This is a genomic window from Arsenicibacter rosenii, assembly GCF_001870735.1.
Classification (GTDB): Bacteria; Bacteroidota; Bacteroidia; order Cytophagales; family Spirosomataceae; genus Arsenicibacter; species Arsenicibacter rosenii.
This window is the reverse complement of the sequence record NZ_MORL01000015.1, coordinates 97,131-122,861: the sequence shown is the minus strand read 5'-3', so window position 1 is coordinate 122,861 and position 25,731 is coordinate 97,131. Positions and strand designations below refer to the sequence as shown.

The following is a 25,731-nucleotide window of genomic DNA, read 5'->3' as shown; positions in this document are numbered from 1 at the left end:
AAAGTGTCCGGCCAAACAGGACCACCCCACATCACCTGCTATTCAATCCGCCTGTACACAGTTTTCTGGAATAGAAGTCATGAACAGCAAGACCAAACTGTTTTTGAGAACCTTGCCTCTTTCCGCCAAAGAGCGAATAGATTCTCCCTCGCCGAATGGTTACGAGTAGTTTGCGCTGTAAAACATCGCAAATCTTTTTACCTGCCTTAACCCCAAGCGATTTTTCTTCCTCCCTTTCCAATACCTGTCATAACCCAGTGACAGGTCATCACGGGTCATTGACCCGCCCACAAACGTCCTTAGCACCGCTAAGGGAAGACGTCTGAGCGAAACACTTTTTTACCATACACTCAAAAGCAAGTCATTAATATGCTACGCGTGACACAAAACAGCAGTGCCGAGGCCGCTACGAGGTATTTCGATGAGGGCTTGTCCAAGTCGGATTATTACGCGGCAGAGTCCATCGCAGGCCAGTGGGGTGGTCGTGCGGCGACAGCCCTTGGCCTTTCGGGAGACGTATCCCGACACGAATTTCAACAGCTATCTCACAACATCAATCCGGCAACCGGAAAACGACTTACCGCCAGAACCGATACCAAACGGACCGTCGGCTATGACTTTACGTTCAATGTGCCCAAAAGTGTTTCCATTGTTCATGGACAGACCAGCGATCCCGATATCGTCAGTGCCCTTAATTCGGCAGTGACCTATGCGATGGGTGAAGCCGAGCAGAATGCCCAGGCGAGGGTACGTAAAAACGGGCAGAATGAAAACGTAACCACGGGCAATTTGCTATATGCTTCCTTTGTGCATTCGGAAGCACGGCCTGTCAAGGGACAGTTCCCCGATCCTCATCTGCATACGCATTGCTTTGTATTCAATGCAACCTACGACGATCACGAAAAGCTATTCAAGGCTGGTCAATTCAGGAATCTTAAGGCTAGCGCTCCCTACTACGAAGCTTTATTTCACTCGAAGTTGGCTTATGAACTGCAAAAGGTAGGCTACCGGGTCGAACGCAGCGGGAAGACTTTTGAACTGAGTGGATTTAGCCGGGAAACCATTGAGAAGTTTTCCCGCCGGACGCAAGAGATCAATGAGAAGATCAACGAGCTGGGTTTGGAGTATGCCGAAGACAAAGCCCAAATGGGTGCCAAGACCCGAGCGGGGAAACGCTCCGATCTTAGCCGCGAAGCGTTACAAAAAGAGTGGGCAAGCAGGCTGAATGACTCGGAGTGGAAATTGATCCAGCAGGCCAAAGGCCCAAAGCCCATTGCCGTTCATCAGGGTGAAAAAGAAGCTGCCGAAAAAGCGGTCAGCTTTGCCCTAGCCCACCTGCTTGAGCGAAAATCCGTGGTCGAACACCGGGAATGGATGACCCTGTCCCTGAAACACGCCACAGGAACGGCGGGCAAGGAGGCCATCGAAAAAGCTATCGCTTCTAGGAAAGATCTGCTTTCCAAACAAAAAGGGAATGAGACGCTTTACACCAACCGTCAAACGCTGGCCGAGGAGCAGAAATTAATCCAGTCGGCTCGGCAAGGACAAAACCAATTTAAAGCCATTGACAAGGGGTATGTACCTGATAATCCCCTGCTAAATCAGGAGCAAAAGGATGCCGTCAAATACGTATTGGAATCGCGGGACTTTATTACGCTAGTCGTCGGACGCGCCGGAACCGGGAAGACCTGGACGATGAAAGAGATTGCAAAATCAATCGAAAGCAAGCAGGTCGGCTTTCATGCCTTTGCTCCTTCCGCCACCGCTTCCCGTGAGGTGCAGCGTCAGGAGGGCTTTTCAAACGCAACCACGATTGCCGCCCTCCTGAAAGACCAGAAGCTGCAAGACGGGATCAGACCGGGAGATGTGATCTGGCTGGATGAAGCCGGGCTGGTAGGCTGCGAAACGTTCAACAACGTAGTCGATCTGGCCAAGCGGCAAAAGGCCAGGGTGCTGCTCTCAGGCGACGCCCGGCAACATTCCAGTGTCGAACGGGGCGATGCTCTCCGGCTGCTCCAGACCTTCGGTGGACTGAAAGCGGCTACCATCCAGTCGATCCAGCGGCAGAAAAACGACCTTTATAGAAAGGCGGTGAAAAGCCTGTCGGAGGGCGATATGGGCAAAGGGTACCGGATACTCGACGAAATGGGGGCCATCAAACAGAGTGGTTCCATTGAGGAGTCCATTAAGGCTCTAAGCGAGGAATACGTTTCGGCCCGGCTTAAAAACGAAGAGGTACTGGTGGTATCCACGACCCATAGCCAAGGAAAGGCCCTGACGGATTCGGTGCGGGAATTGCTCAAAAAAGAAGGCAAACTAACCGTGAAGGAAAAGCTCTTCGAAACCCAAACGAACCTTTCCTTCACGGAAGCCGAGAAAAAACAGCCGTCCAGTTATATAAAAGGTCAATCGGTGCAGTTCCATCAAAACGCCACCGGCTTTGTCCGAGGTGAGAAATACAACGTGGTCGGCAAGGATGATAACGGACAGATACTGCTTGAAAAGGACGGACAGACTAAAGTACTTCCTCTGAAAGAAGCTAAAAAGTTCAGTGTGTATGAGAAGGTTCAAAGCCCAATTGCCAAAGGCGATTTAATCCGCATTACCCAGAATGCCTACTCGTTGGAGAACAAGCGGCTGAACAATGGCTGTATCCTGACCGTGTCGGGCTTCGATACCAAAGGAAATATTCTGGCCAAAACCAGCCGGAACCAGGTAACGCTGGGGAAAGACTTTGGCCATTTCACCCATGGCTATTATAGCACCTCTCCAGGATCGCAAGGGAAATCGGTAAACCGGGTGCTGGTCCTGCAAACCTCCACCTCAGGCAGGGCGGCTAGTCAACAGCAATTCTACGTTTCCACGAGCCGTGCCCGTTTTCAGGTGGCTGTGCATACGGACGACAAAGCGCGGCTGCTGGAATCGATCCATGAAAGCTCGGCTCGGTTGTCGGCCACCGAACTCATGTCCCCGGCTCGGCAACGAAGCCGGGTCAGTGCGATCAAGGAAAGAGTGCAGGAACTGGGGGAAAGTGCAAAAGAATGGGCGTCTGACCGGCGGGATGCCCTTCGGGAGCGGTTTTCAACCCCTAAACGGGAGAATGAAATTTCCCGATGAAACGTAAACTAAACCATACGACGATGAGAAATGTATTTTCCGGGGACCGGATGGGCACGCCTTTTGGGAAGGCCGCACAGTCCGGCCATGTTGACGTTCCGAAAGAAGCGGCCAGCCTTCTACCCGCTCAGGCGTGTTTTGGGCTGGCCCCCAACCATGGTACAGCCTACGGTTTTAAGATGCTCTTTTCCGATGACAAGATTGCCGCCATCTATTACCATGATCTCGTCTCCCCGGTCAGTTATGATCCAGCGGGGATCATTGACATTCACCTTTCGACCCGCACGATCCGTATTACGGGCCGGAACCTGAAAGGGCTCTTCGAACATTTTTTTGACAATCGGGTGCTTTGGGTGAAGGAGCCGGACAGTTTGTTTTCCCTGGCAAGCGACAATCAGGCCGAAATCGAAACGATACGGATCGAAGAAAATGGGTAAACTTTGTGGCAGTCTAAATAGCAGTTCTCTGACAAACAGGGCCTCTTCTGGGGTAGCCATACGGTATTTCCGCATTACTTTTCGCCTAACTATGCCTAAAACGATGGATAGGGAAAATACTATCTATGTTTGGGCGATCAACCGAATAAGGAGCCTCAATGCCAGCACCGTGTATGAAACAGATGAACGGGTCAATGTAAAACCGGCAGGGACGGACTGACACGCAAAGCAAGTCGTGCCAGAAGAGTTACTTCACTGGGCAGACTATATAATCGTAATGGAGCGATACCATCGGAACTGGCTCAGGGCGAGGTTTTCGGGTATTTATCAAACTAGTGTTCCAGGCTGTTAAACCGTTCGACAGACTGTCCTTTGGCGATATCCAATGCATGAGGCATGCCGAAGGTGGGGCGCTCGTACTCCATCTGTGCCCTTTTCTGTTGCTGTTGAGCCTCTCTTTGTTGTTTTAGTTGGGTCACCAGCGCATCACTAGCCCCATAAACCACTTCTCTTTCAGCAAGTCGTCCCCACGTTTGTCCAAAAACCTGCCGTTCAGCCAGTTCAGCAGCTCGTTGTTTTTTTTGAGCAAGCTGACGTTCCAGGAACGCCTGCCGTTGTTTCTCTTTTTTCTTAAGAGCCTCTTCGGGATGCAGGGTTTCTTTCCCATTGCCCCCATGTACCCGTTGCTTGAGTCGCAGGTTCATGCGGGTCTGTGTTTGATTGCGCTCCACCTTTTGTCGGTACTGCTTTTCCCGCTCGGCAAATTCAGTATCGATGGTTTGATGCATTTCGGCGAGAGCAGTTTGGTAAGCCTCTTCCCGCAGGTCGTATTCTCCTTTTTCCATGGCTTTGAAAATCAGATTATAATACTCTCTAAACGCAAAAATGGCAGAAACCGTTTAGAAAGAGGACCGTTTAATGGCGTTCAGCCGTAAAGCGTTAGAATGTATCGAACTGGCGAGCCAGATTGAAGCTGACTTTGATCAGCAGGCTCATCAGGTAATCCATCGCTTTATGGATCTACACGAGCTGAACGGTCGCTACGAGATCACGGAATTTACGAGACAGTGCGTATCGGCCTTTCTAATGGAGTGGTACGTAAACGCTGCTATTGAACGGTTGCCCGAGGGGACATGGGTAACCGTCATCGAAATGTATATGGGATTGTCTGAAATGGACTATGAGTATTTGGATACTGTTCACCATAGGATGAATCAAAGGGACTGACCATCCGTATTGTTTCCAGTATCTGTACCTCCTACATCGTTGATGAGTAGGCTCATTGGATTTTTCTTCTCGGAAGAAGCAGTCGGAATGGATGGGTGATTTTCGTGAGCGAAAATCACCCATCCATTCCGTACATTTAACTACCCGTAGGCACTTAGTTACTGTCTCCTTTCAGGACATTGTTCCAGTCTGCCCCCTCCTTTTTCGGTATGTGCCGGACAATCGTTCCGGCACATTTTCCGGCAAGATAGCTTTTAATCCGGCTGGCGATCTTCTGTCCGCCGGGGTCATGGTCAACCGCAAGGACGATGGTTTGTAGGCTCGGCAATTTCTGTATAATCGCTGTCAGGTAAGAAAGCTGGTGATCACTCATCCCACCGGAAACCGCACCATAGAAGGCATCCCGTGGTCTGAATAAGGCAAAGTGGCTCAAGGCATCGATAGCGGCTTCCGCAAGAATGAAAGTCGTATCGGCGGAGCTGCCATTGCCAAGCCATAAGGCTTTTTCGCTCCCACGCATGAAAACGTTTTTGTCGGTATTTTTTAGTTCAAGGCCGCAAACGCCTTGCCCGTTCTGGTGTGGAAAAACGACGTTTCCATACCGGTCTTGAAAGATGCATCCTGCAAAGCGGGGATCGTTCAGCACATCGGCGGGAATTTTACGTTCGCCGATCAGATAAGGATGGCAGTAAGTGGGCTTCATCCATTGGAAAGCCCGACGAATGCGTCCCAGGTCATATACCGGCTGGCGAATGTCGGGCATCTTATAGACCGGCAGGGTTCCTGATCCGCCTGACCACGCTGCAAGTTCCCTGCCGATTTCCGGCAGGGTCTTGTGGGTGCGGTTTTTGATAAAATCGACAATCGTTCCGTTGTCCAGCTCGTCATGGACGGAAAAATAAACCCAGACCACGCCTTTTTTGGAGACAATGATCTTATCCCCCCTTGTCACATGACGCATGACAAGGGATGATGGCGTGCTTTTCTTCCGGTCGAGTACGTAGCCTTGCCAGGCAGCGTACTGGCCCAGATGGACGGACTGTTTCAAGGTAGCGAAGTCATATTTTTGCAAAACAGCCTCCCTTAGTATTCACTGGTTAAAAGCAGCGTGTCATGAATAAAGAACATCTTGACTTTGGGCAGTGGAAAGTCCGTAAAGGTCAGATGATGGGTAAAAACCAGATCACAATTGCCATTTTCGCAGGTGAGCGTAGCAGTCTTATTGTCATGAACGATTAAATCCCATGCCTGAAAGTACCCGGCATTTCTGATTACGGGTTTTGTCTGAAAGGCGAAAATCATTTCGATCAGCCAGTACGCTTCCGCTTCTTCGGCTAAAAACCGGACGCCTTCCGTGTAAAGGTATTTGGGAAAAAGAATATGCCGAAACCATGTCACTGTTCCCGTGAAACGCCGTAGTTCTTTTGTGAGATGATCGGCTTTTTCCGCCGGAGTTATGACTATCCGTTCGTTTGTTTCCATGATTGCCTCCTTACGCTTGCATGGTGGTGTTGTAAAATGCCTGTGCTTCGGCAAGCAGGCTTTCCATCTGTGACAAAGCCGCTTGATTGGCTGTTTCAAGGGATTTTCCAGTCACCCGGTTGCAAGCCGTGGGAGCGATACCGGATTTAAAAAAGTCCTGAAAAAGAATGGTGGTATCGACCGCATAGCCCGTTTTCAGGGAGCGGATAAAAACGCTTGCGGTAGAGGCCAGTCCTTGCCGTGTTTTAGATGTTCGCAGGCTCAACAGTCTGGTGCCTTTGGGAGTTTGGCCTAAAACGGCCTCACTTTTGGCTTGCCATCCGTCATAGCCTTTGTCGATTTTAGTTTGGTAGGTCATTACTTTCTCCTTAAAAATTGGAAATGGGTGCGTCATGCACCCTTGGCTCCCGCCGAGGGTGGGGGTAGCAACCGCAAGGGCGGTTTATTGAGAATTTTGAACGCGAAGCTGCCGCGAGGAATGGTCCGCTCAGCGGGCCAGGGGAAAATTGTCAATAAACCGGAAGCGCAAGCGCCTTTACCCTTGCGGGCGCGAGGGCCGACGGCCCTTAGCTAAAACAGAAGAGCCTCCATTGGAGACAGATTAAATGTTCTGACGAATAGGATATTTCAACAATCATTAGTTGAAGGAAATAGCACCACCCGCTACAAGTGCGGATGGTGCGTGCAGGTTAGGCGTAGTTTTGTCCCTATCACCTAGTTCTTTATGGTAGAGGCTGATTTTGATTGGGAAGTCCACAAGGTACTCCATCATCTATGGATCTTTATACGTTGAGCGGTCTGTATGAAATCACGGAATTTACGCTACAGTACGTATCCTCTCAGTGCAGAGTACGTGAATGCCCCGCCAAACGGCTGCCCAAAGGAACGTGGGTAACTGTTTAGAGCAGGTTCAGCATCGCATGGCTCAGCGAGGTTAGTCTTCAAAAGTATTTGAACTGTTTCCCGCAGGTTTTAAGTAGCGAACTTCTCAAATTCTCTGATCGGTTTTTCACCAATTTTGCGTTAATTGGTATCCAGTGTCGTATAGACCATTGCCGCCGAAGCGAAGCGTATCGGTTTACTTGTCGTGCCAAACGCAAGTCTTATTTGCGGTATTCATTTCGGTTCATTTGTTAGCATTCGATCCCATGACATCCCTCAACAAAGTAGCCATCATTGTGGGCTATAGTCTGCTGTTCAGTATCCCTTCATTAAGTCTGGTCTACCTCATTCACACGGGACAGAAGACAAGTCTTCTTTTTCCATTGTTCGCCTTTGTCATAGGTATTGCGTTGTTTTTGGCCTCTAAGTGGCTGGGAGCAGGCCAGTCTCAATTCATTCCTCGCAAGCAGGACCGTATTTATATCCGCTTGCTTGCCGTGGGAGCGTTGATATGCCTGATCTCCGCTATCATCTTTTTGATCAATCACTGGGTCAACTTATGGAAACTCGACAAGGAAGCCGTTATTCGATTCAGCTCCGTCATTAGTCTGGGGCTCGCTTTTATTTTTACCTGGCAGGAATGGGGTAACCTAAAAAGATGGGAGCGGGTTGGCTATTTTCTAACGCTGGCGGGTTCTCCACCGGCCTTAATTTCTTCCCTGTTTTTCTAACGCATTCATTAGGGTTATGAAATTTGATCCTACTCAGTTGGCCGATGAAAGCCTTCGAAGGCTTTATGAATACCAGATCATTCGTGTAAATGAGATTTACAGCTCATTTGTAAACCATTATTTACCCCAAAAGACCCAGAGAACGCACGTATTTGACTATTTTGTTGATACCAATTTGAATGCGTCCACGGGCACTCGGTTGGGGAAAGATTATATTCGGGTATCCTCCCCAACCATTTACCTGCTGAGAAGCTTTTTCGACCACTTACTGGCAGATGATCGGTTTTTAAGTGAAATCAGCCCTTCAACGGTTCAGATCGATATTGGAACAACCCGGACTCCCAACCTGATTATTGATCCGGAAGATGTTACCAAAGTCAGGGAGGGGAACCTGTCAACGGACCAAAATCGACTGCTGTTCTCGACAACCATGGCCGATTTATGCATGACCTTCATCTCCTGTCATGAGGTTGGGCACATTGTGTACGGTCATACGCGATACACGAGATTGTTTTTCAAAGAAGACTGTTTGAATTTTTTCGACTTTTGGAAAAGGCCGAAACGGATCGATATCAATCATGCTATGGAATATGATGCTGATTTGTTGGCCGCTACGCTAATCGTCCAATATCTCGAAGATGTGTACAGGGCTGCCTTTAAATATGCTCGGCATGCTGAAGTATATGCCGGTCTGATCAAAAAGGGAAAGCTGCTGGAAGACATTACCATCTTCTGTATTTTGTTTATTTACGCCCTTTTCGTCTATTTATCCAATGGAGCCCCAGATCAGGATAGTACGCACCCTCAGCCGCTGGTCAGAGCTCTCTATATTAAGGATGTCATGTTAGCCCAAATGGGCCGAAGGCATCCTAATCTGGACATGGCCTATCTTCTGGATGCGATGCCCAGGTATTGGGACGAATTTGATCAGCAACTGGGACAGTTGGGGTTCTATCAACCGGAATCCGTGTTGGAAAAGATTACGGAGCTTATTGATGAGAAAAACAATGTGTTAGGAAAGAAAGCTTCCACCATACGGCCTCTTTGGCAAAAGTATTCCTGGATTCCGTCGGATGACTGGAGCTAAGGCGAAAGCGGTTTCCAGGTATATTGTTCGGGAGCCATATACGGTTTTAACAAAGAAGCGATGCGATTAAAGTTACTTCGAGCTAAATGCAGGGGAATGCGATAAACCAAATACGTAGGCTCTTCTGAGCTATCTTGCGTGGTATAGGAAAGCGTCCCTTCCTTTGCGTCCAACTCACGAAGGAAAGGAAGGTCTAGTGCTTTTTTAAATTCCAGTTTAAGTAATTCAGCCCTCAATTTCATCAAATCGTGCGAAGATACATTGCTCAGGTCATGGGATAACATAGTTCCCCGCCCTCCCCATCCGGTTACGGCGAACATCCTGAGGGTTGCATCGTTTGGAACCATAAAATTGGGCATGGCGATCTCCTTTGTCCCGATCTCATAGCACCCCGTCTGAATTATGTCAACATGGAAAGATCACCTGTCCGGTTGGCCTCTATCGCTCGAAGACCTTACTGAAAAGAACCTGTTTTTTGTCGATCAAAAAAGGGTAAGCTGTGTGCTATCCGTTATTTTCTTTTGCGTAGGAGGCTTCTGCGAGGTCAAAGCAGGACCGACTTCGTTTGGTGGAGCAGTCCAAATAAACGACTGTTCTTTTTCGATAGGCAAAATACCCAGACCAGTCGTATTGATCTGCCAGCCGCCATACCATTCCATCGAAAGACTGTCCATCCAGGCGACTTCACCGCGAAGACCGTTTAGAAAGAAATTCAGGACAGTCATTTTGGCACAGGTGATGCTGTTATCTGCTCCAAAAAAGTAGTTGTCAGGGTTGAGCTTGGCAAATTGAAGCATCAGGCGACCCGAGCCACAAGCTGGGTCAAGCACTCTTTTCCCTTGTATCGAATGAGGATCTCCCTGTATAGCAGCCATCATCTGGCAAACGGGTTCCGGCGTAAAAAACTGGCCGTTTTGCCCATGAGTAATCTGCTGCATAAAATATTCGCCCAATAGGTCCGTATAAGGGTTGTCCTGCACATTCAGCATCAATAGTCCCATGATTGGAGAAAAAAGACTGATTTCTTCCGGCTGATAAGGGTCAATGATCTTCAGATACATTTCTTCGTTATCCGGGTCTTTTTCAGTTAGTCGGCTCTGAAGATTGGTCTGGTGAAAGCTACAAAGCGATAGGGTTAGAAGATCATTGAAAACCGTCGAAAGCTCATGCCTGCGACCTAGTTGATCCAACTGTTTGGATAGCTCGTTAAAATAATCGGTCACGGTTCATACTCCTCTTGATAGGAATTAAAACAGGGTCAGTTGGCGGGATTGCTCGTTTTGGGCTTTCCATTCGGGCTGCTCGGCATCTTTGTCGAGCCACGCTTTAACGAATTCAAGTGGCCCTCCCCACTCCTCAATGTGCGAAACAGGCGTAAAATAGGAGCAATAGCCAGTGCTGGTGATGGGAAGCGGGTCATGGCAACGGACTTCTAAATGGCCAAGCTGTACCCGGTATATTTCATGATAGCTGGCCGAATAATCGGGGTTATATCGAACGGTGAGGCTGATACCACGCCAGTTCATTGGATAGGTTTGATAGGCTCCCATGCAAGCATCTCCTTCTTTATGAGGTCGTTAAAGCAGATTAAGCGTACCAGGAGCGGTGAAGTGGCTTGCCGTCATAACGGGTTGCGGTACGGCAACGATCCAGTGTGACTTGGTTGAAGCCATCGGCTCGTTTTTTAAATTCCACGCCGATTTTAATCGTAGGATCAGCAATGACCCGATCTGATGCCCAGCCCGTTGTTTCGACGCTGGTTGCACCAATTTCCTGTAGGGTCAGCGTTTTGGATTTCACGGCAATGATCTGAAAAAAGTCGATATTGGTTTGCTCCCAGCCCCACGATGAATAAAGTATGTCTCCTTCTTTTAGGGTATGAAGGGCATTTTTCTGCTCGCTCATTTTCCGTTTTTGTTCTTCGGCTTCACGAACCGATTGCAGGAAATTCTGCTCGTATTGCTGCTGAGCCTCTGCTGATTTAAAGCGGTAATGCCAGGCAGGTTTTTGCGATTTTCCCCGAAAAGCCATCCCAATCAGATTACCGTTCCGTTCATACCGGTAAATCACAGCCGTCGAAAACTCATCTTTCAGGTGGAGTTTAGCATCTAATGGTAGGTAATATTCTCTGGTCGGCTTCATGGACAGTCTCCTTTTAAACTAAGAAATGGGTTATGAATAACCCTTGGCCCCCGCCGAGGGTGGGGTAGCAAACGCAAGGGCGGTTTGCGGGGAATTTTGGAGCGGAGCGGCCCGCGAGGAATTTCCCGAAGGGGAAAGGGGAAAATTCCCCGCAAACCGGAAACGACAGTGTCTTTACCCTTGCGTACGCGAGGGCGAAGCCCTTAGCCCCTTAAACATGAAAAAGGGCATGAGCCGTTAAGCTCATGCCCAGTCTGTAGGGTCTATTACAGGCTATCAGATACTTCTTCTTCATCCTTTGGAAGTGGTTTTCGGAAAGAAAGCCTGCCCTCAAAAGGAATGCAGTTCAAGCGAACGTTGAGGGTACTTTGGTCTTCATTAAACCAGGCGGCTCCGATTTTAGTCCATACGCCTTCATTTTTGCCATTCTTCTGGACAGTGAACACGTGGAAATCCGGGCTATTCGTTTTTTGCGTTTTAGGAGATGTCCATAATTATTTCCTTTCAATAATATGTTTCTGACGATCCCGAAGGGAAGCGAGCCGGATGAGTGCAGCGGTCAAATGAAGCGAAAGACTGCTGGCAGCCGGTGAGGATACGAATGAGTATTTGACGGCAAACACGGATCGCTAAACCGGATATACAGAAACAGGTATGAAAGGAGTGACAAATGTGTATAAATTAAACGCGGTAAATGAGATACCCCTGTTCAAAAGGGTAACTATCACCGATTAATAAAAACATAACCCCTGTTTTTTATATACAATTTATAATAGGTAATTTACTATTTTGTTCATTGTTATCCCTGTAGCTTTACTGAATTTAAATGAAAATTGAAAAAATTGCCGGAAATTTTGTCAAGCAGGATATTGATCCTCATACCCCTTTTCAGCCAACAAATCTGGTTACTAGTTCATGGGCAGATAACTGTTTTATTATCAGAGAAGCTTCTAAAAATGGGATTAAGAAGGATGGATTGCGTAATCCTCAGGTCGGAGCAATTTATGCTGCATTAAGCCATTGGGCGTGTTCATCGGAACTAGCAACAGTAGTCATGCCCACGGGTACAGGTAAGACAGAAACCATGCTTACCTTACTTCTATTACAGCAATGCGAAAAGCTGCTTGTAATAGTACCGACAGACCCACTCAGGGAACAGATTGCTGAAAAGTTTGTTTCGTTAGGAATATTAAAAAGCTTGGGTATTATAAATGACAACGTTATTTATCCCGTTGTTGGAATATTTAGTAAAAAAATATCAACTGAACAGGAAGCTAAATCTTTTGTCGATAAGTGTAATGTAATTGTAGCTACTGCAAGTATTTTAAATAAGTGTAATCCCGAAGTATTTACAGTATTTAAAGAACATTTCTCTCATATATTTATTGATGAAGCCCACCATTCAGAGGCATTAACCTGGTTTAAAATTAGGGATAAGTTCTCTGATAAGGTGATATTGCAATTTACAGCTACTCCATTCAGAAATGACTCAAAGCGAATTGATGGAAAACATATATTTAATTTCCCCTTAAAAAAGGCCCAAGAAGAAGGGTATTATAAGGAAATAAAATTCAAACCTGTTTACGTATACGATGATGCATTAAGAGATGAAAAGATTGCAGAATTAGCGATTGAACAACTCAGAGAAGATAAAAAGTCTTTCAAGCATGTTTTAATGGCAAGAGCTGAAAATAAGAATAAAGCAGAAAAAGTTCATGCTATCTATCAACGATACACTGAGTTTACATCTGCCTGCATTCATTCCGGTTTGTCAGCAACAGAGAAGAAGTCAATTAAAGCCAAGCTCCTAAAAGGTGAGATAGATATAATAGTCTGCGTAGATATGTTGGGCGAAGGCTTTGATTACCCTTATCTTAAAATTGCTGCTTTTCATGATATAAGAAAGAGTTTGCCCGTTACATTACAATTCGCTGGAAGATTTACCAGAACGAAGCGTGATGAAGAACTAGGCAATGCAACTTTTATAGCCAGTGTTTTGGATGCAGACGTTAAAGAAGAGTTGGGACAGTTATATGCAGAGGATACCGATTGGAATTATCTATTACCAAGATTTAGCGAACAAAAAACACAAGAAGAAATAAATAAGAAAAGATTTTTTGATTCTTTTAAAGCATTTAAAGATAAAAAAATACCCATTGCTGATATTAAACCTGCCCTTAGTACTGTTATTTTCGACAACTATTCCCAAAAGTGGAATCCTTCAAATTTCAGGAAAGGACTAGAAGATAAGGACAGCATTACGGAAATATATGAAGACCTGAATACGCAAGATAAGGTACTTGTTTTTATCACTGAAAGAAAAACTTACATTGACTGGGGAAATATAAAAGATATTGGAAATACAACATGGGATTTATATGTTGTGTATTGGGACACAAAAACAAACCTTCTGTTTATTCATAGTTCAGACAAGAGCTCTCATCATCAGAAATTAGCAAAAGCAATAGCAGGAGAAAACGCCAGACTACTTACTGGGCAAGACTTGTTTAAATGTTTTTATGGAATAGATCGCTTAAAATTACAGAACGTTGGGCTAGCAGAGCATCTTGGCAAATTAATTCGGTTCATAATGAGAGTTGGGACCGATATTGAACAGGCATTAACTGATGCTGATAAAGATAATGCTGAAAAATCTGTAATATTTGGTGCTGGATACGAAGCAGGTAAAGAGGTAACAATGGGCTGTTCTTATAAGGGCCGCATTTGGTCTAAAAGGACAAATGATTTAGAGAGCCTTATTACCTGGTCCAGTGATGTGGGGCGAAAGGTAATTGATAAATCTATTAGTGTTGAAAATTTACTAAAAAGAACATTAATTCCAAAATCAGTCGATTCTATACCCAAAAAATATCCTGTTACGATTGATTGGAATGACGACGTATATCGTAAATATGAAACAAGATTTACGTTTACTATTAATGGCATCAATTATGAGCTATATAATTCTGAGTTGCAGCTAGTAAATCCTGACGATTCTGGAAATATACGTTTTAATTTTATATCAAAGGGTCTTGTGCTAGCCGAATTCGAGTTAGTTTTGTTTAAAAAGGACTATGAAGACTTTAAATTCATTCAAAGAACACCGACCCAAAAATTACATATTACCCATGGTAAAAAGACAGAAACAGTAGAAGAGTTCTTTTACAGAAGCACGCCAAAGATTTGGTTCGTGGATGGCTCGTCGCTAGAGGGCAACAAGTATGTTAAATTAAAGGAAAATACAACGCCTTACTCAGTTGACAAGATTATAGCCTGGGACTGGTCAGGCGTAAATTTAAGAGCAGAAGCTCAGGATGTCTATCCTAAAATTACTGACTCAATACAATATTTCTGTGTTCAGAAATTTATAGCAGAAGACTATGATATTGTTTATGACGATGATTATTCCGGTGAAATTGCAGACGTAGTAACTATAAAGGAAAATTCTAACGAGATTATTATGGAGTTGTATCATCTTAAGTTTGCCAAAAATGGTAAGCCAGCGGGTGATATTAAAGACTTGTATGAGGTATGTGGCCAAGCCCAAAAGTCATATCATTGGAAGCATAAAGAGCCCAAAGAGCTTTTTGATCATATGCTAAGACGGTTAACAAAGACCTATAAGGGCAACACATGCAGTCGATTGGAAAAAGGTTCAGAGGAAGAACTCATTAAACTTCTCACAAAAGTTAAGAAGAGTTTTCCGCTAGAGCTTAAAGTTTACATTGTTCAGCCAGGGATATCGCCGAGATTGGTTACGCAAGAACAGTTAACTCTGTTAGCTGTTACTGAAAACCATTTGATGAAGCAGGCAAATATTCCATTAACAGTGATTGGTAGTAAGTAGAATATGATTATCTAGCCCTATTCCTCGTAGAATCAGTAGAGAATGGCTAAAGCACCTTAGCTTCGGGAGGTGCCGAGGGGGATCTCAGCTCTATCCTGTTCCGAGCTTGTATTCTACCTAAATTGCCCATGAAAGGCTCAAATTCCCTTATATTTTAGTATTTTTCGAGATTTAGCTCTAAGTATATCCACAAAGATTCGTTTGGTATCTTTGCTTTTGGTGGTACTTAGGTAATAATAAAAAAACATTTTGTCGTTGGAAAAGCCCACAATGCCCTATTTATCAGAGGAAGACCGTCTTGACATGGCTAGTCCCGATCAGGTGAGTAAGAACCTGGAAGCACTGGCTGCCCTATTTCCTAACTGTATCACTGAGACAGAAAACGGCAAGGCCGTTGATTTTGATCTGTTGAAGCAGGAACTCAGTCATCAGGTGATTGAAGGCAACAAAGAACGTTATCGTCTGGAATGGCCCGGTAAGCGGGAGGCCATCGTCACGGCGAACCTGCCTACAACGAAGACGCTACGTCCGGTCCGTGAAGACTCCGTCAACTTTGATGATACAGAAAACCTGTATATAGAGGGCGATAACCTGGAAGTGTTGAAGCTTTTGCAGGAAAGCTACTTCGGGAAGATCAAGATGATCTACATTGACCCACCTTACAACACTGGTAAAGACTTTATATATGTAGATAACTTTGCCAAGAGGTTAAATGAATTCAATGAAGAGTCTGGCCATGTTAATGAAGAAGGGGAGCGACTGATTGCTAATCCCGAAACCAGTGGAAGATATCACTCCGATTGGCTGAGTATGATGTATCCTAGGCTGAAGCTTGCGCGTAATTTGTTAAGGAACGATGGAATTTTATTTGTTTCAATAAATGATAAGGAAGTCCATAATCTAAGAAAATTATGCGACGAGATATTTGGTGCAAAAAATTTCTTGGCATGTTTGATTTGGAACTCAGAAGGGAATACGGATAATCAGTTAGAGATTAAGATAAACCATGAATACATTTTATGTTACCTAAGAGACATACAATATAAAAATGTTGCAATAGGTAACGTTATTGATCCTAACACTAGAGAAGATAGCAACCTGCATGCAGGTGTGGTTGATAATAATATAAATAAGAATAGTCCGGCAAATCCTCCTGCTATTTTGGAACTTCCTGCTGGTTTCCCTTCGTCAGAGGAAGAATTCTTTTATAAGGGGAAAGAGCTAGATGATAGATTCTTTGAAATTACTCAGGCTGAGAAATATATATCGGAAGATATTAAAAAAGAATATAACATTGAAAGCTTGTCGGGGTTACCAGTCAAAATTGATGACCTAGTAGTATCCGGATACCAGCTTGTAAAGCCTTGTAGAATATATGGAGGCTTTGCTAATAGGAATAAGCTTAAAGAGTTTATTTCAGGTGGCTTCGTTCCTGTTGAAGAAGATGGTTCACCAATACATTTTTATATAAATAGTAATGGTGCTATAAGATATAGAAAGGAAAATGTTGAATCTAGAAATATACTTTCTGTATTGCGGAACTTGGGCACAACTGAAAAGTCTAAAACGTATTTAAAGAAGATGGGCATCCATTTTAGTTATCCAAAGCCCGTGGATTTAATTAAGTATTTAATCAAAATTGGATGCCAGGATTCGACCGGAATTGTACTAGACTTTTTTGCTGGGTCAACATCTACCGCAGAGTCATTAATGAGGCTTAACACTTCTGATAACGGTAAACGTAAGTTCATAATGGTGCAATTACCAGAGCTAACGGAAGAAGGTAGTGAAGCATATAAAGTTGGCTTCAAAAATATATGTGAAATTGGTAAGGACCGAATTCGAAAGGTTGGAAGCCAAGTAAGTAAAGATCATGGGCTTCAATTAAGAAATAAAACTTCATTGCTAAACTTCGATCAAGCCAACATAATCGATGAGCTTACAGTGGATGCTTTAGATACCGGCTTTCGTGTCTATCGCTTGGACTCCAGTAATATGCAGGATGTGTATTATCGACCCCAAGATTACCAGCAGGATCAACTGGACATATTCGCCGACAATATCAAACCTGATCGTACCGCTGATGATCTATTGGCTCAGGTAATGCTAGATTGGGGCTTGCCGCTTTCCTATAAGATTGAGCAACTACTGGTACTCGATAAAAAGGTGTTCCGCGTAGCCCAGGACTCATTGCTGGCCTGCTTTGATAAGGGAATAGATGAGGCCTTTGCAAAGGAAGTAGCATCCTATAAACCGCTGCGTATCGTGTTTCGGGATCAGAGTTTCAAAGATGATACGGCCAAGGAAAATGTTCGCCAGTTGTTGAAGCAATTGAGCCCTGATACTGAAATGCGTGTGATTTAAAGTATGAAACTACAATTTAAAGAACAAAGCTTTCAGTTAGATGCTGTTCAGGCCATCACCGACTGCTTTCTGGGGCAACCCAGAGAAACGAACCGTTTTACGCTGGAAAAAAGCAAGGAACTGATTGCCAAAGCGAGGTCAGCAAGCAAAGGTCAGTTTGGCATGGATCTGGAAGTAGAGGAGCTTATCGGTTACCGGAACCGCCAGATCCAGATTACCGAAGATCAGTTACTGGAGAACATTCAGCAGGTTCAGCGGCAAAATGATATCACTCAAAGTAAATCCCTTGAAAAGCCCAAAGGTGTAAAAAAAGGCTACCAGCTCACCATCGAAATGGAGACGGGTACGGGTAAAACGTACACCTATATCCGTACCATGTATGAGCTGCATCAGCTTTACGGCTGGAGTAAGTTTATTGTGGTTGTTCCCAGCATTGCAATCCGCGAAGGGGTTTATAAGTCGTTCCAGGTGATGCAAGACCATTTTCAGGAACGATATGGACATCGCATTAGCCCCTTTATTTATAATTCGACTCGTCCGCAGGATATTGAGAGTTTTGCATCGGATAGCCGCATCAGTGTGATGATCATCAATACGCAGGCATTTAATGCTAAAGGTAAAGATGCCCGCCGTATTTATATGGAGCTTGATCAGTTCGGCACGCGAAAACCCATTGAAATTATCGCTCAGACAAATCCAATTCTGATTATTGATGAACCCCAATCAGTAGAAGGTGATAGGACATTGGAGAGTATGCAGGATTTCAATCCGCTTTGTACGCTCCGTTACTCGGCCACCCATAAATATGAATACAACAAAGTATATCGCCTGGACGCACTGGATGCCTATAACAAGAAGCTGGTAAAGAAAATCCAGGTGAAAGGTATCAACATCAAAGGGGCCACCGGCACCAGCGGATATTTATATCTGGAGCAAATTCAGCTTTCTACCTCAAAGCCCCCGCTTGCCGTCTTGGAGTATGAAAAGCGTAGTGGAACAGGTGTCAGGCGGGTACGAGAGAAACTTGAAAAAGGGGCTAACCTGTTTGAACTTTCCGGCGAAATGCCCCAGTATAGAAACTGGCTTTTAGAGGAGGTCGATGGCTATTTTAACCGTGTGGTAATCAACGGAAAAGTGATTGAAGCCGGAGAGGCTATTGGCGATCTGGACGAAAAGGCATTCCGTCGAATACAAATCCGGGAAACGATCAGTTCTCATTTAAAAAAAGAGCGCGAGCTTTTTGATAAGGGAATTAAGGTACTTTCGCTCTTCTTCATCGATACAGTAGATAAATACCGTGTATATGATAAGGATGGCAATCCTGGTTTGGGTGAATATGCCCAGATGTTTGAGGAGGAATACGTTCAGTTGAGGAGCGAATATTTGGATCTGTTCCATCCCGACTACAATCAATATCTGCAACGCGATCCGGCAGAGAGGGTGCACAATGGGTATTTCTCCATTGATAAGCAACGGAAAATGATTGATCCCTCAGTAAAGCGGGGAAGTGAAGAGACGGATGATATCAGTGCTTATGACTTGATTATGAAGGATAAGGAGCGATTGTTGAGTTTTGATGAACCCACCCGCTTCATTTTTTCGCATTCTGCCTTGAAAGAAGGATGGGACAATCCGAACGTCTTTCAAATTTGTACCCTCAAGCATTCTGATGCTTCCATTCGTCGCCGTCAGGAGGTTGGGCGTGGTATGCGTCTTTCGGTCAATAAACATGGCATACGGCAGGACGAAGAGGCCATTGGAGAGCAGGTACATGAAATCAATAAACTGACTATCATAGCCTCTGAAAGCTATGAAGAATTCGCCAGAGGCCTGCAATCAGAAATTGCCGCTACCTTAAAAGATAGACCTCAAAAAGCGACCGTTGAATTTTTAACAGGTAAACTTTTGACTGACGAGCATGGAAATCAAAAACGCCTGACCTCCGAAGAAGCGAAAAAGTTGAACAAGTATCTTTATAAAGAGGATGTTTTGGACGACGACGATAAAATTACGGAGGACGGACGGAGATTGATTGATGAAAATAAGATCCCTCTTCCTGCTCATCTAGAAGGATTTCGGGATAGCGTGAATCAATTGCTACGATCCGTTTATATGGGTGAAGCCATCAAACCTGAGAATGACCGGCAAAGCATTACAATTCAGACGAACAGTAACTTTCATAAGAAGGAATTTCAGGAGCTTTGGAATAAGATCAACCTGAAAACCATTTATGAAGTACAGTTTAACTCGGAAAAGTTGGTTGCTGATGCCAAAATTCGGATCAACGCTGATTTGAACATTTCGGAGCGTACGTATGAAATCCGCAGCGGAGAGCTGGAGGAGAGTACGAAAGAGCAGTTGCAGGAAAAGAATGCCTTTCAGGAGACTTCCCGCCAACACAAGAAGCTCAATTCCGATGTCTATACAAATACAAGATATGATGTGGTTGGAGAGGTTGTCAAACATACCAACCTTACCCGAAAAACCATCGTAGAGATATTAAAGGGCATTGACACGGGCAAGTTCCTGATGATACGGAAAAATCCAGAGGAGTTTATCGCCCGAACCAGCAAGCTAATCAATGAAGTAAAGGCCAGTCTAATCATCAATAACATCGTCTATCACAAAGTTGATGACAGGCATGACGCTAAAACCGTATTTGTGAATGACAAATCCGTTATTCGGCAGTCAGAAATATTGAAAAAGCATGTTTATGACTTCCTGACTACTGATTCACAAACCGAAGCCCGTTTTGCCGAAGCATTGGAAAACAGCAACCACGTTCAGGTATACGCTAAGCTTCCGAAAAGTTTTTACATTACCACGCCTGTCGCTAATTATAGTCCTGACTGGGCAATTGTGTTTGATAAGGACACCATCCGCCACATCTATTTTGTAGCAGAAACCAAGGGTACGGATTCAGACCTAGAGCTACGCGAGATAGAAAAGCTGAAAATCCATTGTGCCGGGGAACATTTTAAAGCAATCAGCGGACAGGAAGTGAAGTTTTCAAAAGTCAGCAGTTATGAACAAATGCTGGAAATAGTACAGGTTAAATAGTCTTGGATGAAAATCTTCAATAACATTGATAATCGTCTGGGAGATGATTTGAAGCTGGAGTTCAGAAAGGGTAGTAAGCTCAGTATAGCCGCTTCTGCCTTTTCAATCTATGCGTTTGAAGCATTAAGGAAAGAACTGAAGAGCATTGAAGAGCTTCGGTTTATTTTTACAACTCCGACTTTCCTGGAGGAGAAGTCCAAACCAAAGCTGCGGGAATTTTATATTCCGAACATCTGGAAAGAAGCTGATTTGTGTGGCGGTGAATTTGAGCTTCGTTTAAAAAACGAGATGACTCAGAGAGCCATCTCAAGGGAGTGCGCCCAGTGGGTGAAGGACAAGGCTGTGTTTAAAACAAACGCCCTTGGCAATTCGCCATTGAATAGCCTGATTCATGTTGATAATGGGCCTGAGGATAGTGCATCCTATTCTGGATTTGCTGGATTTACATCGCCCGATCTGGGTTTTACTTCTCGCAAAGGCCATCGCTCAATGATAACAAAAGTTAACTATCCAATGGCTGAGGGCTATTTGGAGTGGTTTGACGAGATATGGAATAACGACGAAAATACGGATGTAGTAACGGAAAGCGTGCTCCGTTATCTGGCGGGAGCCTACCAGGAAAACAGCCCGGAATTTGTCTATTTTGTAACGCTCTACAATATTTTCCACGACTTCCTCAGTGACTTGTCACTGGATAACCTACCGAATGACAGCATCGGTTTTAAAGAGACTGTCATCTGGAATAAGCTGTTCAATTTTCAGCAGGATGCTGTTATTGGCGGTATTAACAAGCTTGAAAAGTACAACGGCTGTATCATCGCCGACAGTGTGGGTTTGGGAAAGACCTTTACAGCTCTGGGAATTATCAAATACTACGAGAAGCGAAATAAAGATGTTCTGGTATTATGCCCTAAAAAGCTTGAGGCCAACTGGAACACCTACCGACACAACGATAAGAACAACATCTTAGGGAAAGATCGTTTTCGATACGACGTTTTGTTTCATACAGACCTTTCACGAGACAAAGGAATTAGCAATGGGAGGAGCCTCGAAAGTGTTAACTGGGGGAACTACGGCTTAGTCGTCATTGATGAATCACACAATTTTCGTAACAACAACACAGTCGTAGGGAAAGAAAACCGCTATCAGAAATTACTTCGGAAGATCGTTCAGGAAGGTATTGAAACGAAAGTATTGATGCTCTCGGCCACTCCTGTCAATAACCGCTTTAATGATTTGCGTAATCAGCTTGCCCTGGCCTACGAAGGTGCCGCAGGGCAAATTGATGAAAAACTAGATACAGATCTTGGAATCGAACTGGTTTTCCGGAGGGCGCAACAGGCCTTCAATAGTTGGTCCAAACTATCTACCGAAGAAAGAACCTCAGACCGGCTATTGGAAGCGCTGGATTTTGATTTTTTCCAAATATTAGATAGCCTTACGATTGCCCGCTCCCGTAAACATATCACCAATTATTACGACACGACAGCAATCGGGAAATTCCCTCAACGGAATAAACCAATCTCGATTTACAGCCCATTAAAAGAAGGAACGGAGTTAAATTACAAACATATCGCCGATTGGTTAGAGTTTCTGAACCTTTCGATTTATTCGCCCTTAAATTACATTCTGCCAAGCAAAATTCCGTTTTATGCGGAGAAATATGATAAGCGCGTAAAGTCGGGAACCTTCAAGCAAAGGGACCGTGAAAAGAGCTTACAGCTTCTGATGCGCATCAATCTTTTAAAGCGAATAGAAAGTTCTGTAGATTCTTTTGCTCTGACTCTTCAGAATATTCGAGGCTTAATTGAAGAAGGACTAAGCGCGATCACGCGAGGTGATGCTAACACGTATTCCGGCCTTCAGGCTGACCCTACATCTGAAGAGTTTGATTGGGAACCGGACTGGGGAGAAGAGGAAAATGTTTTTGGGAGTAAGGTCAAAGTTCATATCGCTGATATGGATAAAGTAAGATGGCAGGAAGACCTTACTGCTGATCTCTTGGTGATCAATGAACTCTTGAAAGAAATTGAATTACTGAGAGGGAAAGATGATCTGAAACTGGGTAAGCTTAGAGAAATTATTGTAGATAAGATCCAAAACCCGGTTAATGCCGGGAACAAAAAAGTGATCGTATTTACCGCTTTTGCAGACACAGCAAATTATCTTTATTCAGAGCTGAAAGATTATTTTAGGAATGAGCATGGTCTGAATACCGCTCTAATTACGGGATCAAAACGAGCTTGTTCATCCAAGACTGTTCCATCTGATCTGAATACGCTATTAACTTGCTTTTCACCACGATCTAAAGGGAAAGCAATCATTTATCCTGATATTCAGGAAGAAATCGATATTCTGATTGCAACAGATTGCATTTCGGAAGGGCAGAACTTACAAGATTGTGATTACCTGATTAATTACGATATTCATTGGAACCCCGTTCGTATCATTCAGCGGTTTGGTCGTATTGATAGGATTGGCTCAGTGAACGACACCATCACCATGGTTAATTTCTGGCCGGACGTCACACTGGATGCCTATATTAATCTCAAGCAGCGCGTAGAGAATAAAATGGCCATCAGTAACCTGGCAAGCACAGGCGATGACAATATACTCAATGCCGATGAGAAAGATCTGGAATACAGAAAAATCCAACTGAAAAGGCTGCAAGAAGAAGTTGTTGACCTGGAAGATCTCCGTGAAGGAGTCAGTATAACTGATCTTGGATTAAATGATTTTAGGGTGGATCTGGCTAATTTCGTTAAAATATATCCAAATCCGGATTCTATTCCCTTGGGATTGCATGCCGTTACGCGAGCAAGTGATGCTGATCAACGCGGGGTAATTTTTGTTTTAAAGAACATAAGTGATTCTGTAGACAAGGATAAACTGAACCGGTTAGCCCCGTATTACGTGGTGTACATTCAGGAAAATGAGAATGTATTACATGGCTATTTAGAAGCGAAGAAATCATTGGATATGCTACGGCTACTTTGCAAGGGCAAAACTGAACCGTTGAAGGAACTTTGCCAGCAGCTTAATCTTGAAACACGGGATTTCCGTGATATGCACGATTATTCCCAGTTATTGCAAAAAAGTATCCGTTCCATTCTAAAAACCGGAGATGAGAAAGAAGTACTCAGCCTATTTAAAGCAGGTGGCACCGCAACAATAGGAATGCCCAAGGGAATTGAAGACTTCACCCTTGTAAGTTTTATTGTCGTAAAATGATGGATGTATTTAACCTTCCTTCAAGAACTATGATCGGCAGGAGCATTCCCAAAAATGCTTTTGATACCCAAGCTACGTCGCAACAAAAAAAGTTATTTGTTGATGTGATTGAGCGAATGCGGTGGATAAACAAGCTCAGTTTCGATACAATTAATTTAACAGGAGATGAAATTCAGGAAATACAGATTTTCAGCCTCGAACTGAGAAAGAAAGAAGGGATTGAAGCTGTCCTTGAAGTCATTAATAAAGCAATTCCTTATCACTTGATTTGCTGTGCCACCTATGGACATGAATTATTGATATCCGCCTGCCAGAAGCATCCTAATCCTCTGAATGCAGATAGTGCTGTGATTGACTGGATGTTTAACAGTGCCTGGATAAGTATTGATAGTCATCCATTTTCCCTGAATTTACGAAAAAACTTAGATCTGGTTTATTTGGATATTTGCCAGCAAATAAGTGGATCAACAGAACCCACTTTGAAAGATTTGGTAACAATTGAGCGAAACAGGAAAGAAGTACAAAGCACTATCACGAAGTTAGAGTCTCAAATCGCAAAATGTAAGCAGTTCAATAGAAAAGTAGAGCTGAATATTGAATTACAGAAGCAGAAAGATAGGCTCAACACTATTTCGAGGTAGTCAGGACTATCCCATTCCTACATTGGCCTTTGTGCTTCAGACATTCGAGTTTATCCTAAAATTTTTTCATTGTAGTCATCCAGGACATTGACTGGCAGCCCTTTTAGATAGATTTCTGTAGTTTTTACACTGGAATGGCCAAGCATCGTACTGATAGCCGTGAGCGGAATATCATGTAGCATTGCCTGGGTGGCAAATGAGTGACGGCTCACATAGCTTGTCAGGTTTGAATCAATCCCGCATAGCGAGGCCAGTAGCTTTAGCTTTTTATTGTACCGTTTTCTGGCCCATTGTATGTCCTTTTCACGCAGGGTTGGCGAGTCCCGTTTCAGGATCGGAAAGACGAACTTGGAATCGGGAGTTTGTTGCATATAGTGAACCAATATGCTTTCAAGCTGCGGGGTAATCTTAATATCGTAGAGCTTGCCCGTTTTTCTCCGGCGATACCTCACGCGCCCGTTTTCCACAGAGCTTTTTTCCAGGTAAGCCATATCCGCAAAGTTCATCCCGTACATCATATAGCTAGCAATGAAATAATTCCGCGTATTAAAGCACAGGTGGGTAACCGGAATGTCTAATTGAATAATCTTTTTGAGAAACTCTCCATCTAAAGCCCGTTTTTCGGTGGGAGCAGTCTTGATTTTGTAATCATCGAACGGATACAGTTCTTTGTCGGCTACCCCAGACTTAATGGCCTTGTTGTAGATGGCCCTGATTGTCCGCATATAGACGGCCAAGCCATTCGCGCCATTGCCTTTGCTTTTATGATTGGTCTCGAATCTGGCAAGGAAATCGTAGGTGATCTCCTTGAACAATAAATCCTTACCCTTGCGGTATTCTTTCAAAACGCTAATCAAGCCTTTATACGATCTGGCCGTACCAACCCGATGCGCTTTAACTAGTTCATCCACACATTGACTGGCGAACTGCAAAAAAGAATCCTTGGCTTCCTTCTGTGTAATCCGGTCTTTTAAGGAAGTGATCGATAAGATTTGAAGTGTGCCCAATTCATGGAGTTTGAGGATAATGTCCATTGCGTCGGTCTTCTCCTTCTCAATCTGATTGTTTAGTCGGGTAACGGAAGTGACACCCTTGTAGCTTTTTTTAATAGCCCGTTTTTTCTCATCCCAATCTGCTGCTGCAACGCTTATTCCAATGGGGATAGAGGTTGTTTGCGCATTATGGCCCAGCCGCATAATGACCGGATAAGTACCATCTTTTTTGGCACGGCGTGTATCTAAGGAAATCACGACATTGGTGTTCATGAATTAAAGATACAAAAAATTTGCACAAGATTTGCACAAGAAATCAGTGTTTATACGGTTTGAATTAAAATTATATGACTTATAAATTACTAATAATGAGGCATTTATAAATTATATTAAACCACATCAAACCAATAATCCGCTGACTATTAATCAGAGGGGTCGCTGGTTCGAGCCCAGCTTCGGAAGCCACTTAAGCAAAAGCCGCTGAATTCAGC

Annotated in this window: 18 protein-coding genes; 9 read left to right on the top strand and 9 right to left on the bottom strand. The window is 44.2% G+C overall.

Features of this window, described 5'->3' with window-relative positions; all coding sequences use genetic code 11:
* Window positions 1-369 precede the first annotated feature (369 nt).
* Window positions 370-3,117 carry a MobF family relaxase gene (mobF, locus tag BLX24_RS21665; RefSeq protein ID WP_071505290.1) on the top strand — a complete coding sequence of 916 codons (2,748 nt, stop codon included), beginning with the start codon at window positions 370-372 and terminating at the stop codon, window positions 3,115-3,117.
* A gap of 23 nt (window positions 3,118-3,140) precedes the next feature.
* Entirely contained in the window at window positions 3,141-3,554 is a 414-nt protein-coding gene (locus BLX24_RS21660) for a hypothetical protein (protein ID WP_143092748.1), read from the top strand.
* A gap of 332 nt (window positions 3,555-3,886) precedes the next feature.
* Here the strand turns inward: BLX24_RS21660 and BLX24_RS21655 are convergent, their stop codons facing one another.
* The 4 genes from BLX24_RS21655 to BLX24_RS21635 all read right to left on the bottom strand — a co-directional run bounded on the left by BLX24_RS21655 (window position 3,887) and on the right by BLX24_RS21635 (window position 6,657).
* Entirely contained in the window at window positions 3,887-4,399 is a 513-nt protein-coding gene (locus BLX24_RS21655) for a hypothetical protein (protein ID WP_071505288.1), read from the bottom strand.
* A gap of 536 nt (window positions 4,400-4,935) precedes the next feature.
* Window positions 4,936-5,829 (bottom strand): DUF3991 and TOPRIM domain-containing protein, encoded by an 894-nt coding sequence (locus BLX24_RS21645; RefSeq protein WP_143092747.1) that lies wholly within the window; start codon window positions 5,827-5,829, stop codon window positions 4,936-4,938.
* Between the two features lie 35 nt (window positions 5,830-5,864).
* Window positions 5,865-6,263: a DUF6876 family protein gene (locus tag BLX24_RS21640; protein WP_083422107.1), complete on the bottom strand. Its 399-nt coding sequence runs from the start codon at window positions 6,261-6,263 to the stop codon at window positions 5,865-5,867.
* Window positions 6,264-6,273: 10 nt separating this feature from the next.
* Window positions 6,274-6,657: a hypothetical protein gene (locus BLX24_RS21635; protein WP_071505285.1), complete on the bottom strand. Its 384-nt coding sequence runs from the start codon at window positions 6,655-6,657 to the stop codon at window positions 6,274-6,276.
* Between the two features lie 754 nt (window positions 6,658-7,411).
* Here BLX24_RS21635 and BLX24_RS21630 point away from each other — a divergent pair.
* The gene (locus BLX24_RS21630; protein WP_071505284.1) at window positions 7,412-7,876 is read left to right on the top strand and encodes a hypothetical protein; all 465 of its coding nucleotides are present in this window, start codon (window positions 7,412-7,414) and stop codon (window positions 7,874-7,876) included.
* A gap of 16 nt (window positions 7,877-7,892) precedes the next feature.
* Window positions 7,893-8,963: a M48 family metalloprotease gene (locus BLX24_RS21625; RefSeq protein WP_071505283.1), complete on the top strand. Its 1,071-nt coding sequence runs from the start codon at window positions 7,893-7,895 to the stop codon at window positions 8,961-8,963.
* Here BLX24_RS21625 and BLX24_RS21620 read toward each other — a convergent pair.
* The 4 genes from BLX24_RS21620 to BLX24_RS21605 form a co-directional block, all read right to left on the bottom strand.
* Complete coding sequence (locus BLX24_RS21620; RefSeq protein ID WP_143092746.1) at window positions 8,960-9,310, bottom strand: hypothetical protein; 351 nt, start codon at window positions 9,308-9,310, stop codon at window positions 8,960-8,962. The two genes, BLX24_RS21625 and BLX24_RS21620, sit on opposite strands and share 4 nt — an antisense overlap.
* 135 nt (window positions 9,311-9,445) lie before the next feature.
* Window positions 9,446-10,186, bottom strand: coding sequence for an N-6 DNA methylase (locus BLX24_RS21615; protein WP_071505281.1), 741 nt, complete (start codon window positions 10,184-10,186; stop codon window positions 9,446-9,448).
* A 24-nt stretch (window positions 10,187-10,210) separates the two neighbouring features.
* Window positions 10,211-10,513: a hypothetical protein gene (locus BLX24_RS21610; RefSeq protein WP_071505280.1), complete on the bottom strand. Its 303-nt coding sequence runs from the start codon at window positions 10,511-10,513 to the stop codon at window positions 10,211-10,213.
* Window positions 10,514-10,550: 37 nt separating this feature from the next.
* Entirely contained in the window at window positions 10,551-11,105 is a 555-nt protein-coding gene (locus BLX24_RS21605) for a hypothetical protein (RefSeq protein ID WP_071505279.1), read from the bottom strand.
* A gap of 826 nt (window positions 11,106-11,931) precedes the next feature.
* Between BLX24_RS21605 and BLX24_RS21600 the strand changes: the two genes are divergently transcribed.
* From BLX24_RS21600 to BLX24_RS21580, 5 genes are all read left to right on the top strand, one after another.
* Window positions 11,932-14,952 (top strand): DEAD/DEAH box helicase, encoded by a 3,021-nt coding sequence (locus BLX24_RS21600; RefSeq protein ID WP_083422105.1) that lies wholly within the window; start codon window positions 11,932-11,934, stop codon window positions 14,950-14,952.
* Between the two features lie 255 nt (window positions 14,953-15,207).
* Window positions 15,208-17,316 carry a site-specific DNA-methyltransferase gene (locus BLX24_RS21595; RefSeq protein ID WP_218160709.1) on the top strand — a complete coding sequence of 703 codons (2,109 nt, stop codon included), beginning with the start codon at window positions 15,208-15,210 and terminating at the stop codon, window positions 17,314-17,316.
* A 3-nt stretch (window positions 17,317-17,319) separates the two neighbouring features.
* On the top strand, window positions 17,320-20,376 hold the full coding sequence (locus tag BLX24_RS21590) for a type III restriction-modification system endonuclease (protein WP_071505277.1): 3,057 nt from the start codon (window positions 17,320-17,322) through the stop codon (window positions 20,374-20,376).
* Between the two features lie 6 nt (window positions 20,377-20,382).
* A complete protein-coding gene (locus tag BLX24_RS21585; protein WP_071505276.1) occupies window positions 20,383-23,607 on the top strand; it encodes a helicase-related protein in 3,225 nt (1,074 codons plus the stop codon).
* On the top strand, window positions 23,604-24,248 hold the full coding sequence (locus tag BLX24_RS21580; RefSeq protein WP_083422104.1) for a DUF4391 domain-containing protein: 645 nt from the start codon (window positions 23,604-23,606) through the stop codon (window positions 24,246-24,248). The genes BLX24_RS21585 and BLX24_RS21580 overlap by 4 nt, the downstream gene beginning before the upstream one ends.
* Window positions 24,249-24,298: 50 nt before the next feature.
* Here the strand turns inward: BLX24_RS21580 and BLX24_RS21575 are convergent, their stop codons facing one another.
* Window positions 24,299-25,513: a site-specific integrase gene (locus BLX24_RS21575; RefSeq protein ID WP_071505274.1), complete on the bottom strand. Its 1,215-nt coding sequence runs from the start codon at window positions 25,511-25,513 to the stop codon at window positions 24,299-24,301.
* Window positions 25,514-25,731 lie beyond the last annotated feature (218 nt).